Annotated in this window: 15 protein-coding genes; 1 reads left to right on the forward strand and 14 read right to left on the reverse strand. The window is 59.7% G+C overall.

Translation table 11 applies throughout. From position 1 onward, the window contains the following. The 14 genes from AC3B5A_RS05875 to AC3B5A_RS05940 all read right to left on the reverse strand — a co-directional run. Positions 1 to 601: aspartate-semialdehyde dehydrogenase (locus AC3B5A_RS05875; RefSeq protein ID WP_489799602.1), on the reverse strand; the 601-nt coding region annotated here is incomplete at its 3' end. Between the two features lie 134 nt (positions 602 to 735). Beyond that, positions 736 to 1,278 carry an ACT domain-containing protein gene (locus AC3B5A_RS05880; RefSeq protein ID WP_489799843.1) on the reverse strand — a complete coding sequence of 181 codons (543 nt, stop codon included), beginning with the start codon at positions 1,276 to 1,278 and terminating at the stop codon, positions 736 to 738. Positions 1,279 to 1,366: 88 nt separating this feature from the next. Further along, on the reverse strand, positions 1,367 to 2,200 hold the full coding sequence (locus AC3B5A_RS05885) for an aspartate kinase (protein ID WP_489799604.1): 834 nt from the start codon (positions 2,198 to 2,200) through the stop codon (positions 1,367 to 1,369). An 88-nt stretch (positions 2,201 to 2,288) separates the two neighbouring features. Continuing rightward, positions 2,289 to 2,891, reverse strand: a complete 603-nt coding sequence (recR, locus tag AC3B5A_RS05890) for a recombination mediator RecR (RefSeq protein ID WP_489799606.1) — start codon at positions 2,889 to 2,891, stop codon at positions 2,289 to 2,291. A gap of 101 nt (positions 2,892 to 2,992) precedes the next feature. After that, positions 2,993 to 3,166, reverse strand: coding sequence for a hypothetical protein (locus tag AC3B5A_RS05895; RefSeq protein WP_489799608.1), 174 nt, complete (start codon positions 3,164 to 3,166; stop codon positions 2,993 to 2,995). 28 nt (positions 3,167 to 3,194) lie between these two features. Continuing rightward, positions 3,195 to 6,017 carry a DNA polymerase III subunit gamma/tau gene (gene dnaX / locus AC3B5A_RS05900; RefSeq protein WP_489799610.1) on the reverse strand — a complete coding sequence of 941 codons (2,823 nt, stop codon included), beginning with the start codon at positions 6,015 to 6,017 and terminating at the stop codon, positions 3,195 to 3,197. 70 nt (positions 6,018 to 6,087) lie between these two features. Next, complete coding sequence (locus AC3B5A_RS05905) at positions 6,088 to 6,489, reverse strand: Rv3654c family TadE-like protein (RefSeq protein WP_489799612.1); 402 nt, start codon at positions 6,487 to 6,489, stop codon at positions 6,088 to 6,090. A 97-nt stretch (positions 6,490 to 6,586) separates the two neighbouring features. Beyond that, the gene (locus AC3B5A_RS05910) at positions 6,587 to 7,072 is read right to left on the reverse strand and encodes a DUF4244 domain-containing protein (protein ID WP_489799614.1); all 486 of its coding nucleotides are present in this window, start codon (positions 7,070 to 7,072) and stop codon (positions 6,587 to 6,589) included. Between the two features lie 39 nt (positions 7,073 to 7,111). Next, positions 7,112 to 7,333, reverse strand: a complete 222-nt coding sequence (locus AC3B5A_RS05915; RefSeq protein ID WP_489799845.1) for a DUF4244 domain-containing protein — start codon at positions 7,331 to 7,333, stop codon at positions 7,112 to 7,114. Positions 7,334 to 7,624: 291 nt separating this feature from the next. After that, entirely contained in the window at positions 7,625 to 8,179 is a 555-nt protein-coding gene (locus AC3B5A_RS05920; protein ID WP_489799616.1) for a type II secretion system F family protein, read from the reverse strand. Positions 8,180 to 8,247: 68 nt separating this feature from the next. Further along, a complete protein-coding gene (locus tag AC3B5A_RS05925; RefSeq protein ID WP_489799618.1) occupies positions 8,248 to 8,931 on the reverse strand; it encodes a type II secretion system F family protein in 684 nt (227 codons plus the stop codon). Positions 8,932 to 8,995: 64 nt separating this feature from the next. Then, positions 8,996 to 9,994 carry a TadA family conjugal transfer-associated ATPase gene (locus AC3B5A_RS05930; RefSeq protein WP_489799619.1) on the reverse strand — a complete coding sequence of 333 codons (999 nt, stop codon included), beginning with the start codon at positions 9,992 to 9,994 and terminating at the stop codon, positions 8,996 to 8,998. Then, positions 9,991 to 11,103 carry a P-loop NTPase gene (locus AC3B5A_RS05935; protein WP_489799621.1) on the reverse strand — a complete coding sequence of 371 codons (1,113 nt, stop codon included), beginning with the start codon at positions 11,101 to 11,103 and terminating at the stop codon, positions 9,991 to 9,993. The genes AC3B5A_RS05930 and AC3B5A_RS05935 overlap by 4 nt, the downstream gene beginning before the upstream one ends. Positions 11,104 to 11,268: 165 nt before the next feature. Further along, positions 11,269 to 13,497: a glycosyltransferase gene (locus AC3B5A_RS05940; protein WP_489799622.1), complete on the reverse strand. Its 2,229-nt coding sequence runs from the start codon at positions 13,495 to 13,497 to the stop codon at positions 11,269 to 11,271. Positions 13,498 to 13,631: 134 nt separating this feature from the next. Here AC3B5A_RS05940 and AC3B5A_RS05945 point away from each other — a divergent pair, with 134 nt between their 5' ends. Further along, positions 13,632 to 15,926: a glycosyltransferase gene (locus AC3B5A_RS05945; RefSeq protein ID WP_489799624.1), complete on the forward strand. Its 2,295-nt coding sequence runs from the start codon at positions 13,632 to 13,634 to the stop codon at positions 15,924 to 15,926. The last annotated feature ends 221 nt before the right edge of the window (positions 15,927 to 16,147 follow it).

Raw genomic sequence — 16,147 nt, forward strand, 5'->3', positions numbered from 1 at the left:
CGGGGAAGTTGATGGCAGAACCGTCGAACACCAGCTGATCGGCACCTTGGTCAATCGCGGTACGTGCCTCGTTCATCAGCTGCTCAACTCCGGAACGACCCGCGCCAGAAACAGCTTGATAGGAGCTGACGATAAGCCGCTTCAGGCCAAACTTGTCAGCGAGAGGCTTGAGCACAGGGATGCAAGCCATGGTGGTGCAGTTCGGGTTGGCGACGATGCGCTTGGGGATGGTATCGAGGTCTTCCGGATTCGCTTCCGCCACCACCAGCGGCACGTCGGGATCCATACGCCACTGCGAGGAGTTATCGACCACGAACGCTCCGGCCTGGGCGAACTTGGGCGCCCACACCTTCGAAGTACCGCCGCCAGCCGAGAAAATGGCGATGTCAATGCCGCTCAAGTCAGCGGTCGCCACGTCCTCCACCGTAATGTCGTGCCCCTGCCAGTTCAACACGCTACCTGCCGAATGGGCGGAGGCCAGGAATCGCAGGTTGCGTACGGGGAATGAACGCTCCGCCAGCACTCGGCGCATCACCATGCCCACTTGACCAGTGGCGCCCAATACCGCCACATCAACGCCATGTTCGTTTATCTGAGCCATAGTAGCCCTTTCTCGGGTTGGCTGACACCTGGGAATGTAGATCCTGCGTCAGCCGTTGTGTCTTCCTAGCAATCATCGGGGTGGCTCAGCAATGCACCGAGCCTGTTCAGTTATCCTGGCTCTTGACTCGTCGCTCAGCGCCCGGTACCGCCGTATACGGTGGCTTCCACCTGTTCGGCGTCCAGACCGTAGGCTGTATGCAACGCGCGCACCGCGTCGTCCAGTTGAACCAAAGGCACCAGTGCCGCGATACGAATCTCGGACGTGGAAATCATGAGCACATTGATGTTCTGCTCACTCAGCGCGGTAAAGAACTTGGCCGCAATGCCGGAATGGGTCTTCATGCCCACGCCCACTACGGCCACCTTACCGACCTCCGTATTAACGTCGCAAGACTGATAGCCGAGCTTCTCCTCGTTGCGTTCCAGGGCTTCCTTGGCCAAGGCGGTGGAAGCTTCCGGCAGAGTGAACGAGATATCGGCAGTGCCCGTGGACGCACCGGCCTGCACGATCATGTCCACGTTCACACCTGTGGTGGCGAGGCACTCAAAAACGCGCGCCACCATGCCGGGCTCATCGTGCACGCCGCGCACGGTGATGAGGGATTCACTGCGGTCATGGGCTACGCCGGAGATGACGGGAGCCTCCTGGCCGAGGTCGGGGAACAGGTCGCCCATGGACTCGCAGGCCGCACCGGAAGCTGCGTCAGTGCCGTTTGCACCGGTGCTGTTTGTGTCAGTGCTGTTTGCGTTGGTCTCGCTCATATTATTCGGCCTTTCCTTGTGTGCGTGCCACCTCATCGGCGGGCACAGCATGTTGACGATGCGGCGGCTGCTCGCCCACGTTCGGCAGACTCCTCGCATCCATACCTTCGGGCACCACCAACGTGCCGGGGCGACTCGAGAAGGAACTGCGCACATGCAGCGGCATGCCAAAACGCTGCGCATACTCCACACAACGCAACGCCAGCACCTTCGAACCACACGACGCCATTTCCAAAATCTCGTCGTAGCTGATAACGGGGATGTGGCGCGCTGTGGGAACAATGCGCGGGTCGGCGGTAAAGATACCGTCCACATCGGTGTAGATTTCGCACACTTGGGCACCCAATGCCACGGCGAGCGCCGCTGCGGAGGTGTCTGAACCACCTCGACCAAGCGTGGTGTAGTCGCCTTCGGTGTTGATGCCTTGGAAACCGGCCACAATGGCGACACTGCCCGAATGGAGGGCGCGGCTCACTCGTTCGGGGTTGACCGCTTTGATGTGTGCGGCTCCGAACTGCGCGTCGGTCATGAACCCGGCTTGAGATCCGGTAAACGAATAGGCGCGCTCGCCGGCAGACTGGATGGCTATGGCGAGCAAGCTCATGGAGATGCGCTCGCCTGCGGTCATCAGCATGTCCATCTCTCTTGCCGAGGGATTGGAGTCGATGCTGTGGGCTTGGTCAATGAGGTCGTCGGTAGTGTCTCCCATGGCGGAAACGACTACTGCCACATCATTGCCGGCGCGCCGGGTCTGCACGATGCGCTTGGCAACACGCTTGATGGACTCGACATCCGCTACGGACGATCCACCGTACTTCTGCACGATTAGAGCCACGACCCACCCCTTTCTCTCTTGTGGAACACCGCCATTATAGGGATGTCACACCGACCATCCGCCCTGTTCTTCACGATGTGGGACGCGCTCAGGCTTCTTGACGTCCGGCGAGCGCTCGTCCCAGGGTGATTTCGTCGGCATATTCGAGGTCGCTGCCTACGGGCAGACCGCTTGCCAGGCGTGTAACTTTCAAGTCCAGCGGGGACAGCAGCCGGCTGAGATAGGTGACGGTGGCTTCGCCTTCGATGTTGGGGTCTAGTGCCAGAATCACTTCTTTGACTTCGTCGGTTTTGAGCCGTTCGAGCAGGCCTGCGATGGCGAGGTCACTGGGGCCGATGTTCGCCATGGGGTTGATGGCACCGCCCAGTACGTGGTATACGCCGCGGTATTCACGGGTACGTTCGATGCTCATCACGTCTTTGGGCTCTTCCACAGTGCAGATCACCGAGTGGTCTCTTCTAGGGTCGGCACAGATGGGGCAAGGGCTGGTTTCGCATACGTTGCCGCAAATATCGCAGAACCTTACTTTTTCCTTGACTTCCCTGATGGCGTCTGCCAGGCCTTCAGCTTCCTCATTGCTGGCGGAAAGCAGGTAGAAGGCGATGCGTTGGGCGCCTTTGGGGCCGATGCCGGGAAGCTGTGCGAAAGCGTCGATGAGACGTTGGATGGCTCCGTCATATGCCATTGCCATGGTGTTCTCCTCTCCTTGCGGTGTGCGATGTTCGGCGGTGCAGCGTGTGCGACGTACGGTGTGTGCGACGTACGCGGTACGCCTGTGCTGCACGCGGTAGGTTAGCGGCACATGCCGTGCAAGTCATGCAGGTTGTACCAGTCATACCGGTCGTACATGCCGTGCAGGTCATACAGGTTGTACCAGTCATACCGGTCGTACATGCCGTGCAGGTCATACAGGTTGTACCAGTCATACCGGTCGTACAGGTTGTGCAGGTCATACAAATTGTACAAACTGTTTTGAGTTATGTAGGTATCGGCACTATTGGTCGTCGGGATGATGACTGATTGCCTTGACGTTCTTCGGGTTTTTGGGGTCCGTTGCCGCGAACTCCTCAACCTTTTTGACTTCGAACAACTGTTTCAAATCATCCACGCTCATGGCGTTTGCGGCACCAAGTGACTGGTCGTCGAGCGAATAATCATCATCTTCCGCCGCTACTTGGGGCGCTGAACGAATGTCGGTATCCTGTCGCTGCCTGAACCGATCGAAATCGGGTCGCGGCAAGTCCGGACGGTCTTGTGGAGATGGTCGATCTGTGTCAGCCGAACGTGTATCCGACGACTCGCTCGACGCACCGGCACTCGATGAGACTGTGCTCGATGAGGCTGTGGAAGATGCCTGGGAAGCCGAGCCGTCTGCTTCCGCATTACCGTCTTCGGGCACCGCCCATGGGTCCACCCCGTCACCGACATCCGGAACAGACACATGCTTGTGTTGTACGGCATTGTCGGCCTGCGGCGCGCTCTCACTTGGCAACTGGCTAGCGGGCGAAACCGAGGCATCGGAACCTGAAGCGGATTCAGTCCGATCGGTGCCGGCAGTCGCCATCGGGTGCTGCCACGGGTCGTAATCCGGGTCATCGAGCACAGTGTCGGGCCTCATGGAGGCTTGATCTGACACGTCTTGAGACAGCGATGAAGGTTCGCCTGCATTCACACCGGCAGCCCACGGATCAGTATCCTTATCGGCATTTACCGACAAAGGATCATCATGCTGTGAGTTGTCTTCCGGCGCAGCGGTCCGTGTTCGGTGAGCGGAATCGTCGGCGTCCGGTTGAGCGTCCTCACCGGCTTTCTTCCGGGTTTTGGGTTGCGAACCTTCATGTCCAGATGCCAGCGCGGCACCGGCGTCAGGCAGCCCCACCTTGGCAAGAGCTATCTTGCGCTTGACCTGTGCCAATTCTTCGGGCTTCATGCGTTTAGTGGACACCACTTGTTCACCATTCGCAGCCACCCCTGTGGGAGCGATCATCACACCCGGCCCGAACACCACACGTACCGTTTCAAGCACCACGTGAGAGGCTTTCTGACCGTTGTTGTCAGCATCGGAGGCGAGCGCCAGTGCGAACGCGTGCTGGCTCAATGCCGAGTCGAAAGTCATGGCCAGGCGGGAACGTCCAGCCTGATTGGTTTCCAGCACCACTTCGGGCACTTTGTCACGCGACACATACTCGCCCACACCTTCGGGCAGTGCTTTGAGCACCATATCCCATTTCTCGTCCGGCGAGGCTGACGTATCGACTTGTCCGACATGCTCGAGTACTGCTTTTTGCACTGCGGACAGTGTCGGCGTTTCGGTCTTGGTTGTCTCGTCAGATGCCGTCTCACCACTGGCATCATTGGGCACATTGCCAGCAACATTCTGCTTCGCGCCATTATCTGGCGTTGTGGCAGCATTATGCTCCTTTGCAGGGTCAGCTGTGGAAGCCGCAGGAGTGTTAGCCGAGTGCGTAGCGTCAGCTTGCCCTTGGGTTTGGGCTGGCTGTGAGCTGGGGACACCAGCTTGGTTCGGCTGCCTGTTGCGGGCTCCAGCGAAACCGCTTCGCACCGCCCCGCCAGCGTTACCGTTGCCGGACGAGCCGACGAAGTTCGACCTCCCATTGCCGGCAGATGCGCTTGCATTGGCAAAACCGCCTGCTACAGGTGCCGCACCAGCCGCAGCATTGCCACTGGCAGGTGCCGAGACCTCCGCAAAGCCGTTCTCCCGGCCGGCAAGCAAACGTGCAGCCAACAGTTCTAAGCGCATGCGTGGCGAGGTGGCACCCACCATGTCGGCAAGCGCCGAATCGATGATCTCCGCCATCGCCGAAAGCGACGACAATCCCAATGCCTTCGCCTGGCGATTCAAACCATCCAAGTCTTGTTCTGCATCGTCACCGAGCACAGATGCCGCACCGGCACCTCCCAGTGTCAGCACGAGCATGTCTCGCACTCGGGAAAGCAGGTCTTCAACGAATCGTCGCGGTTCAAACCCGCCGACCACAACATTCTGTATAACCCCGTACAGACTCTCGCCGTCCCCTTCAACCACGGCATCAATGGCTTCGCCAATAAGCTCATCCGGCGTGAAGCCAAGCAGCGCCACAGCGGCATCATAGGCAATACGGCCATCCTCGGCACCTACCATCAGCTGGTCGAGCACGGAAAGGGTGTCTCGCACCGAACCGCCACCGGCGCGCATCGCCAGTTTTAGCACACCTGGTTCGGGTTCAATATGCTCCTCGACACACACATGCTCCAAGAAGGGGCCCATCACCTCTTGCGGCACCAGCCTGAAGGGGTAGTGGTGGGTACGCGAACGGATGGTTCCTATCACCTTGTCCGGCTCGGTTGTGGCAAAGATGAACATGACATGTTCCGGCGGCTCTTCCACAATTTTGAGCAATGCGTTGAAGCCCTGCGAGGTGACCATGTGCGCCTCGTCGAGGATGAAAATCTTGTACCGGTCTCGCGCCGGCGCGAACGCCGCACGCTCACGCAGTTCACGGGCATCTTCTACACCGTTATGGCTCGCCGCGTCGATTTCCACCACATCGATTGACCCGGGTCCGCCTGTGGCGAGATCTTTGCAGCTGGCACACTCACCGCAGGGATGGGATGTGGGACCTTGCTCGCAGTTGATGCAGCGCGCCAAGATGCGAGCCGAACTGGTCTTGCCGCAACCCCTGGGGCCGGAGAACAGATAGGCGTGGGTCAGCCTGCCGTTATCCAATGCCTTCGAGAGGGGTATCGTAACCTGATCCTGACCGATGACTCCGTCAAAAGTGTCAGGACGATATCGCCGATAGAGTGCAAGTGCCATACCTACTAACCTACCTTTACCTCGCTATCTTCACCAACTCGCTCACCACCGCACGCGCACGGCGAAAGCGTTAAGAATCACAGTCCACAGGCCCTGCGCGAGAGGTGGCCGAAACACGTGCCACCACAGGCACACCGGTTTCCATGTACACGCAGACACGCACATCCCCCTCCCTCTCATCCACTGTGCACGAGACGAGCGTACCCGCGTTGGCGCTGACCTGCCGCTGCGCGATGCCGCACACATCATGGTGACCTGCTCGAAATGCTTGTGCCGCAGCGATCGCGCCTTGATCAGCGGCACTACGCGCCCGAGCCATGGAGAGCAGTATTCTGGCTCCAGCCGCTAAGGCGATGAGCAGCACTGCAGCCATCAGCACGAGCACTACACCGTTCACCGTGCCAGCCCCCTCGTCACGCTTGGTCAATGAAGACGTGAGGCGTTGGCATATATTGCTGTGATGAACTGCCATAACTTTGCCTTTCCCACATATATCTGCTGTATCTCGCGCTACGCATGCCTACGTTGACTCGGCTTGACCCGGCAATACCACAGCATTGGCTCAGTCATCACTGCTCTGCTCCGGAAGCTTTGCCTTGTACCACTGTGGGCAGCACATGCATGGGATCCGGTACCACCGGGCAACTGACGATTGCGGTCACTTGCCCGGCACTACGCTGCAATGAGACGTCCGCTTCTGTTCCAGCTGCGCGTTTGGCGGCATCACGCGCTTTGCCATCATCTTGGGCGATGATGGCGGTGCGCACTGCAGCAGCCGCAGCATCTTGACAGTTCAAAGAAACCGTGGATGCACGCGTCAGCATGAGCAGCAGCACCGCCATTACCACAACGGCGGGCAATATCACTGCATATTCAGCCGTAACGGCGCCTTCATCCGCCCGCCGGAATTGGGCAAGCAAGGTTGGGTGTTTGTGCAGCCATGATCGAACGTTCGCGGACGTGCCACACGCATTCATCGTGTTTGAGGCTTTAACCGCACGATTGATATACCGCCAAAGTCTTGTTCCCGACTTCCACATGCGCTGCGCTACCATTGCACGCCCCTTATCTTTCCATCCACGCCACGAACTGGCTCAAACCACGCCGAGCGCTTTCTTCACGATTTCCTCAAGCAGCCCTTTTACCATGCCAGATTTCAACAGTGCCACCAGCAACGCACCAAAACCTGTGGCCGCCACGAGCACTATCGCATATTCAGCAGTTGCAGCACCTTCGTCATGTTGTGAGATGGCGGTGCGCATCTTCATATCAAGCGTGCACATGTTGCGTTTTATACGTTCGCTCAGTGCCGCCATATGCCCTGTTGCCTGCTGTACCAGTGCGTTGCCGCCGGAAATTACCTCTATAGCTTGAGTAGTCATGATGGTCTCCTTCAGTGTTCAGTTCAGTATCGTTTCCTTTGATTCTTATGTATCGCCTGTTCTGTGACGATGATTCCAGTGTGCCTTGCCGCGCACGGTTTGCAGATCGTTTTGAAGTAATGTGGTCGAATGGTCGGGGTTATCCACATTTGAGGCGTGTTGCGCTATTACATTGCTCAGTTATGCACATAGTTATCCACGTTTCGCCGATGAGACGCTCTCTCCTCACACGGTGAACGACGCAATCGAGGGAATAACACCAATAAGTATGAATGCAGGAAGAAAGCACAATCCCGTAGGCATCAACAGTTTGACCGATAGTTCAGCAGCGGCCCGCTCGATGTGATGACGGCGGCTTGCATCCATCTGCTCCACAGCACTCTCCAAACGACCAATAGGAGACGCCCCATGCACCCACGCGTCTTCCAATGCGTCACGCAGCACTGCCACATCCTTACCGGCAGCAACAACCTCCGAGTCGCCTTGCCTTGCGGCAACCCATGCATCACGCCAATTCAACCCTTGCAACAACGCTGTGGAGACGCTGCGCAACGATGCGCCAAAGGCTCCACCTGCCAGCGTTCCGACCACAGCCAGCGAGCGCGGAATCGAAACTCCCGAACTCAACGCAACCGACATCATACGCAACACCACCGTGAGCGAAGGAGCAGACCGTTTTACCTGCGCTCTCACTAGGCGTACAGTTGTGAGCTTTGGCCTTGCCCGCCACAACGCCCACAAGAAACCGGCAGCCAAAGCCGCCCATACCGTACTGTTCATCGTTCCCTTCTTCCTCGCATGAGCAATATTGTGTACGCAATGTCTGCTCAACCACTGAATTATCAGCGTCACTCCATAGCGTCGGCAACGCCCGACATCAGCGAGCGCATCCACAGCAATCCACCCGCATAAGCCAATAAGCCGAACACCAGGCACACTCTTCCGGCGGCAGCACCAAGCAGGAACGGCACTGGATTGGTTCCCAGAAACTGGCCAAGCAGCAGCGTACCCACTGGTAGCGCAGTAAGCAGTTTTACCGTAGATTTGGGCACGGCGAAGGCATTGCTCACTTGATCATCAAACAATCTCATACGCCGATACGAGTCCGCTACCGCATCGAGACAATGCGAAGCTTCACATCCCAAGCTTTCGCTAAACAGGCAAGCCATATGGAGTTCTGCAGCCATCTGACTTACTTGCTGCTCCGTCTCACCTGGACCGGCACGGTCATGCAGCATGCCGCGCAGTCGGGAAACATTGGGCAGCACTGGCGTAGAGCTGATACGATGCTCTCCGTCAAATCCAGTGAACGCACTGGTAAGCGCCCCTCCGGAACGCACATGGCCACGAACCGCATCGATGACTGAAAGTATACCTGCCGAGTCCGTTGGCCGGCCGCGCTTCACACGCCACACACCTGTTCCCATCCTTGCACGACGCGCTCGCAACCTCATTGCCAGTGGCACTCCCCCGGCAAAGCGCAACACCACTGCGGCAAAACAGCACCATGCCGCCCAAGCCGCACTATTCATCGCCCACCCCTCTCCAGCCGAGTTCGCACATTCCAGCAAACTCCACTCATCCCCGCCCTGTACATCATCGGCTCCCCTCCTCGATTGCCCATCGGCGGGCAAATTGATCCCATTTTGAGCCGGCCGAAGCCCGACCGTCCCCATTCCACTGCGCCACGACTCGCCCATACAACCTGTCACCTTCGGCCTGCAGCACGCCAATCTGCGCGATACGCCGTTGCCCGAATACACGTTCCATATGCAATATCACGTCGAACGCATCGGCTGCCAGCACGGTGAGCGCCCGCCGATCCAAACCTGCCAGCAAACCCAATGCAAGCAAACGCGAGGGCACCCTGACCACACTGTCCGCGTGCACGGTAACCATGCCGCCATGATGCCCCGAGTTGAAGGCACGCAACAGATCCGCGATCTCTTCGCCTCGGCATTCCCCAAGCACCACACGGTCTGGCCTCATGCGCAGCGTGGCCTTGACCAGTTCCGACAATCCCACAGCTCCCTTCCCCTCCACGTTGGCCTCGCGCGACACCAGCGACACATAATTGCCGCGCCCCACATCTCCCAGCTCACGCACTTCCTCCACGCTCACCAAACGCTCGCTCGAATCGCACTGCCTCAACATCGCTTTGAGCAGAGTCGTTTTCCCTGTGCCGGTACCACCCGAGATGAGCACGGTGGCATGGCGGGCCACCAGTCCTTTAAGCACGGGAAACCATTGAGGCGGAAACATGCCTCGCAACCCCAGGTTGCTCAGTCTTGGCACGGTGCGGCTGGGAAAACGGATGGACAGAGTAGCGCCCTGCGGCACCAGTGGAGCGATAACAGCGTGCACCCTCACCCCACGCTCATCGGCAATCGGACAAGCATCATCGAGTCTGCGCCCCAGTTGAGCGCACAGCTGCGTGGCATATTCGCGCACCGTCTGCGGCGAACGGAAGGGGATCGGAGGCTGATACTCGCGCATTCCGTCGCCACTGTCCACCCACACGCGCCCATCACAGGTAACGGCGATGTCGGTGACCTCCTCACGCTGGGCCAGCTGCTCCAATGGACCAAACATCATGGTTCATCACCTGCCCTCAACTGTTCCTCCACACAGTCCGCCAGTTGCCGCATGGCAGTCTTGGCACCTTTGGGAACACTTTGCAGCCCCAGCCCCTCTAGCAAGTCTCCGGTACTTTTGACATCTGGCCTGACCGGACCGACTACCTCCCGTTCCAAAAATTCCGAGGCATCCAAGCAGGAGACCACACCCCGACCACGCAATGTGCCACGCGGTTCAACGCCCAGCACAGCCAGAGCCGGCAACCGCTCCCCGTCCGCATCCTTGGCATCGGGCCATGAACCCGAGCCAGACTCTCGCGCTGCCGAAAGGCCGAGCAGGATACGCGCCCGGTTAGCTCCCAGCACCGAAAGTTCCGTCACCACCACACGTGGCGAACGCGCCAGCTCTGGAATGTCCGCCTCCAGCAACCCCGTGCCAGCATCCACAATCACCACGTCCACAGTGCGCGACAAGGCCTGCAATACGGCTTGCACGTTCCACCATTCGGGCGCTTCACCCTCCCACGGGCTGAACGACAGCACTGCGATGCCTTCCCATTGCGGGAGCTGACGCACCAGCACTGAACCGGAAACCTGCCCCAGAGGAAGATCTATGCCACCGAAACGCAAGCCTTCGTCATTTTCCAGCCCAAGCAGCACGTCGAGACCGCCTTTGCGGAAATCGGCATCCACCAGTGCACATCGTCTGCCACGTCTGCTCATCTCCAACGCAAGCATGGCGCAAGAGGTGCTCAGACCAACCCCTCCACTGGCACTTTCCATCACCACCACGTTGCGCAGGCACCCAGTGTCACTCGATGCAAGAGGCTTGGCTCCCACACTTGGCCGACTTCTCTGGTAAGGTTTCGCGCGCGCTCGAGGCTGTATTTCCCCGCGCTGCGGCTGGAAACTCGGAGCCGCGCGCGCTAAAGGCTCCGACCCCAGATACTGCGTCCCTTCATCTTCATCAGAAAAGGAATGCTGCGACACCGCCGCAGGCAGGGGATGCGGCCCGGCCTGTGGGCGTGGCGGCAAAGCACCCGTCTCATCGGTCTGCTCGTGCACCTTCCGCGCGTAGGAACGGCGAGGCGTGTATGGCTGTTGCTGTGTGTGTTGTTCAATGTTCATGCCCTCTATTGAACGGCATATCGAGCAGTTGGAACAGCAAAAACAATGAATGTGGACGAATGGTCGGGGTTATCCACATTTGAGGCGTGTCGCGGGGCAACACCGACCCGCGAACAGCCTTAAACGTACGCAAACACCTGCAGTCCCGCCAGTATCACAGAGATTTTACCGCGCCGGCGCCTCCTGCAAATCCTGCGGCTCCTGCGATTCTTTCGGCTCCTGCGCGTCGAAAATCCGCTCCCACACCTGCACCCCGGCCATGTCCGCGGCACGATACTGCGCGGAAAGCGTCTCCCAACGTTCCATAAGCGCCTTTGCCAGACGCACGCCGTCCTTCATCTGCCTACGGAACAAATCACTGTCGCGCTTCACCCAAGCCACAGAATTGCCGTCGGGAGAGGTCACCACAGCCGAATCCACGCCGGTATATGACTGCCACACCGTACGCTCGGCCGGTATTGCCACGTCGGGACGCACAGCACGCACACCGCTGCGCTTGCTGGCCAAAGCCTCACCGAGCGCCGCCACACGAGACAGTCCTGCAGCAGCATGCCCGGCAACCTGCACCCCGTCACCGAGCTCTCGCGCAGGTTCAGGGAAATCAGCGGCATCCGCATGCAAATCAGTGTCGGCAAAACCCTGACGAGCCTGCCGCACCTCGTCCAACTTGCCCGGCATGGACGAGACGACATATTGAGGTCCGCGCAGCACATCCTGCAAGGCCATGTGCCGCAGTTTCACCCCAGAATAGATGAACTTCAACCCCAGTTCGGCATCGCCGTACACCATGTCGTACGCAAAGCGCGGGTTGGGCTTGGGAGAATGCAGCAGCGCGCAAATCCACCGGTTGCGCTGAGTGAAATACTCCTCCCACGTGCGCCCGGGGTCCTTGTCATGCCAAGCCTGATGCCAGACAGCCACCCCCGGCAGACTCACCGTGGGGAACCCGTGCTCGCGAGCGCGCAACGCATATTCCATGTCGTCGAACTTGATGAACACCGGCAGCGACAGCCCGATCTCGCGCATCACCTGCACGGGAATGAGGCACATCCACCACCCGTTGAAATCAGCGCCGGCACGGGCATGGAGCGAGGGAGTGTCGCGCAGCGGGAACGCAGCGAAATCATGGTTGTAGCTGCGGCCACGGCTCGGTTTCATCCAGTAGCGCGAAGGGTCGAGGCGCTCACCCTGCGTGTAGAGCACCGTACGGTTGTCAAGGTGGAACATGCCACCACCCACGATGGTCGGCTTGCGCGTGTAGTCCGCAAATTGCAGGGCGCGCAGTATGGATTCCGGCTCGCTGATGGCATCGTCGTCGAGCAGCAGCGTGTAGGCGCTGGAACCGGCCTTGAGCGTCTCGAACATACCGCGAGAGAAGCCTGCCGAACCACCCATGTTGCTCTGCCGGATGTAGGTGAGCTTGTTCCCCAGTTCACCAGCCAGCGGCTCGAAACCGGGCTGCGCTTCCACCAAGTCGGTGCCTTGGTCGACGCAATATATGGTGTCGAGTCGCTGCAACAGTTCAGGCTCGCTGCGCATGGCTTCAAGCTGGTTCATGCAGTAGGTCGGCCGGTTGAACGTAGTGATGGCGATAGACAGGGTGGAGGGCTTGGGTGCGGTGCGCTCCGCCTCGGGCACACTCCAGGCGGCATCGGCGACGGTGAGCACGGAACCGCGGCCGGCTTTGGCATCGAACCAGAAGTAGCCGCCGTCGATGAGGTTCGTCATCGGCAGTATGACTTCAATATCGCGGTACTCGCCGTCTAAGTCGTGTGCCTTGGACCTATCAGTGGCGCTTGGGGATCCCTGAGAAGACCGAGCGGCACTATTCGCGGCAGCCACAGCAGCAGCTTCAGTGTCGACTCTCTCCTCGCGACGGGCAGCACCGCTGGCATGCCTGCCAACTGCACCCCCCTCCAAACCGGAGCCGCAGACGAGTTTCTCCACCGGAGAGAACAGGCCTCGACCGGTCGATTTGAACAGTGTGATTTCCCCGTTGCCCTTGACCCGCGCCGAGAAGCGGACGCTGGTTACCTGAGTCCAGTGCTTCCAATAGGAGGCTGGGAATGCATTGAAATACGTGCACAGCGAGATGTGCGCTCCGGGGGCGAGCGTGAGCGATGTGCGTGAGTTAATGGTGACCTGCTCGTCAACAGGCCGTTGGCCGGTCTCGGCCGCCGACCCGGTGACCCCTTGCGCCACCAAGCGAGAGAAGTCGTCTTGGCCCATATTCGTAAAGTCGAGCCGCTGCATCTTCAACCGCGGGTCGATGGCCGTCTCGGACAGCTTCGGCCGAGTCCACTGCGCGGCATAGAGCGGCAGTGTGGCATCCTGATCGCGCACCGGGTAGACGACGCGGCTGGCAACGGTCCAAGCGTTACGAGAAATAGTCATAGTGTCAGTATATCCACAGGGCAGAGCGGAACGAAACATCGCAGGACAGAGCGAAGCCAAGACAGACAATCACACCGGCAGCCGCAGAGCTCGATCCCAGACGAGCGTACTGAAGCACCGGTATACTGATGTGCATGGCTGAAACGGCGAATACAGACGCAAATGCACCCCTGCGCGGCGAGGGGACGTGGAACACGGTGAGTCGAGTGGTGTTCCCGGGCGACGACGCCGACACCATCATGCCGCTCTATGCTCTGCGCTGGACGCGACCCACCTCCGGCGCCGAACTGTTCGACAGCGTTGAAGCGTTGCACAGTGCCGGTCTTGCCGGGATGAATCGAACCGAATTGGGTGAGCTGGCACGCAATCTGCCTGCGGGTAACGCCAGCAGTAACGACGACGCTACGCTGGGTGGGGCGCTCGCCGAACGCACACGCACCGCCGTCACGCTTGCCCCTGGCGCACATGTCTCGTTCTGCACGTATTTCAACGCTTTTCCCGCTTCGTACTGGCAGCGTTGGACGGACGCGCGCACGGTACGATTTACGGCTCAGGTTTTGGGTGAGGGCAGTGTGACGCTGTTCCGCTCCACCGCGCGCGGGTTGGCCGAGCAGGTGCAGCAGGTTCGCGTGGGCGGATCTGACCATGTTTCTGACAATAATCTTGAACTTCATCAAGCACCGCACCCCCCGCAAACCGCACGCATCAGCGTGGACATTCCGCTGAGCGGCATGCTGGACGGCGGCTACTTATGGTTCGACGCCGCCGCGCAATCCAGCCACCGTTTGGAAATACGAGACGCGGCGTGGCAGGTTCCAGCAGCACAACAGGCTCCCACAGCACACAACCACACCGCAACGGGCCGTGTCTCCATAGCCATCACCACATTCAATCGTCCCTCATACTGCCTGCGCCAGTTGCAAACCATCGCCGCCGAGCCGGCGTTGCGCGAGCGCCTCGACACCATCTACTGCGTCGACCAAGGCACCGATTTGGTGTCCGACCAGCCCGGATTCACCGATGTTGAGCACGAACTGGGCACCCAACTCACCTATCTGCAGCAGCGTAATATCGGCGGTTCTGGAGGGTTTGCACGCGGCATGCTTGAATCGGTCGAGGCCGGCAGCAGCGATTACACGATTCTGCTGGACGACGACGCGATTACCGAGCCCGAGTCGCTACTGCGCGCAGCCCGGTTTGAGGATTATGCAAGGCGCCCCGTGCTGGTGGGCGGCGGCATGTTCCATCTCGACAACCGCACCATGCTGCACGTGCAAGGCGAACGGTTCGACCGCTCCTCCGTACAGGCCGCCCCTCCTGCGGGCGCCGCATACAATCACGATTTCGCGCGCTCCGCACTGCGCGACTCTCCAAGCCTGCACCGCCGTTTTGACTGCGATTACAACGGATGGTGGATGTGCCTCATCCCCAATTCGGTGATTGCCGAGATCGGTTTGCCCATGCCGTTGTTCATCAAGTATGACGACGTGGAATATGGCCTGCGCGCCAAAGAGCACGGGTACCCCACAGTCGGACTGCCCGGCGTGGCCGTCTGGCATCAAGGCTGGCACGACAAGGACGTATCGCGCACGTGGGAGGAGTATTTCACGCAGCGTAACCGTTGGATTTGCGCGCTGATGCACTTCCCGGCGGCAGGCGCGCGCACCACGTTCCGGCTAGTGTACGAGGACGCTCATTTGGGCGTCAAGCTGCTGTACTCAGGCATGAAGCTGTACCATATGGCGCTGCGCGACGTGATGCGCGGGCCGGAGTACATTGTGCAGACGCTGCCCACCAAGCTCGCCGAGGTGCGCGAGGCCAGGCAAGGATTTGCGGATTCTACCGTGCATCGGGTCGATGAGATTGGTGCCGGCGGCAGTGCACAGGCCGGTGGCGCACAGACTGGTGCTGCACAGGTCGATTCCAGCAGCAACAGCGATATCACCTCCGCAATCACACAGAATGCCGTCAGCACACAGCACGTCGCCGGCACCGCCAGCAGCACAGCGCGCCACGGCAGCAACTCCAATTCTGCCGTCCCGGCGGCTGCCTCCAGGTTCGCAGCAAACCAGCCTCCCATGGCTCGCAGCACATTCCGGAAGAACGCCGCCAAAGCCGTGGTGCAGGCCGTGCTGGCCGGGGCAAAGCAGGATGGTAGGCGCGACCGCGAACCCCAAGTGGAGATGGCGGCAAAGGATGCAGTCTGGCCCTCGTTCTCGTCCGTCAGTTCTGCGCTGGTCACCACCAACGATGGCGACGGCGCGGTGTGGATGCGGCGCGACAGTGCACTGTACCGTCGCAATCTGCGCGAAGGTCTGCGCATGGCTCGCACTCTTACAAACCATTGGGATGAACTGGCACAACGCTACCGTTCCAGCAATATCTGGAGTTTCGAAACGTGGCACGGCATCTTCGGCGAAATACGGTAGCCGCTTGGGCGCGGCCGGCTAGGTGCACAGACGACAGGTGACCAGTCGCAACTAGGCGTCTGCTCAACTAAACGCACGGCCGGGTAGGTGACCAGTCGAGCGCACAGTCGCCCAGACCAACACGTGGTGTCATTGGTCGCAGAACAGCAAACTTCTTCCCATCAGCGTCTCATCTACTTCTCTTTTGCCTGTAAAAGCAAAAAAGAAGCAAATGGCAGGCA

The organism is Bifidobacterium sp. ESL1133, assembly GCF_058107325.1.

Bases quoted from the DNA above. Each gene is read 5' to 3' on its own strand.
- AC3B5A_RS05880 (WP_489799843.1), bottom strand. From the start codon at position 1,278: ATGGGCGACCTGTTCCCCGACCTCGGCCAGGAGGCTCCCGTCATCTCC.
- recR (WP_489799606.1), bottom strand. From the start codon at position 2,891: ATGGCAATGGCATATGACGGAGCCATCCAACGTCTCATCGACGCTTTC.
- dnaX (WP_489799610.1), bottom strand. From the start codon at position 6,017: ATGGCACTTGCACTCTATCGGCGATATCGTCCTGACACTTTTGACGGA.
- AC3B5A_RS05905 (WP_489799612.1), bottom strand. From the start codon at position 6,489: ATGGCAGTTCATCACAGCAATATATGCCAACGCCTCACGTCTTCATTG.
- AC3B5A_RS05910 (WP_489799614.1), bottom strand. From the start codon at position 7,072: ATGGTAGCGCAGCGCATGTGGAAGTCGGGAACAAGACTTTGGCGGTAT.
- AC3B5A_RS05915 (WP_489799845.1), bottom strand. From the start codon at position 7,333: ATGGCGGCACTGAGCGAACGTATAAAACGCAACATGTGCACGCTTGAT.
- AC3B5A_RS05920 (WP_489799616.1), bottom strand. From the start codon at position 8,179: ATGAACAGTACGGTATGGGCGGCTTTGGCTGCCGGTTTCTTGTGGGCG.
- AC3B5A_RS05925 (WP_489799618.1), bottom strand. From the start codon at position 8,931: ATGAATAGTGCGGCTTGGGCGGCATGGTGCTGTTTTGCCGCAGTGGTG.
- AC3B5A_RS05930 (WP_489799619.1), bottom strand. From the start codon at position 9,994: ATGATGTTTGGTCCATTGGAGCAGCTGGCCCAGCGTGAGGAGGTCACC.
- AC3B5A_RS05935 (WP_489799621.1), bottom strand. From the start codon at position 11,103: ATGAACATTGAACAACACACACAGCAACAGCCATACACGCCTCGCCGT.
- AC3B5A_RS05940 (WP_489799622.1), bottom strand. From the start codon at position 13,497: ATGACTATTTCTCGTAACGCTTGGACCGTTGCCAGCCGCGTCGTCTAC.
- AC3B5A_RS05945 (WP_489799624.1), top strand. From the start codon at position 13,632: ATGGCTGAAACGGCGAATACAGACGCAAATGCACCCCTGCGCGGCGAG.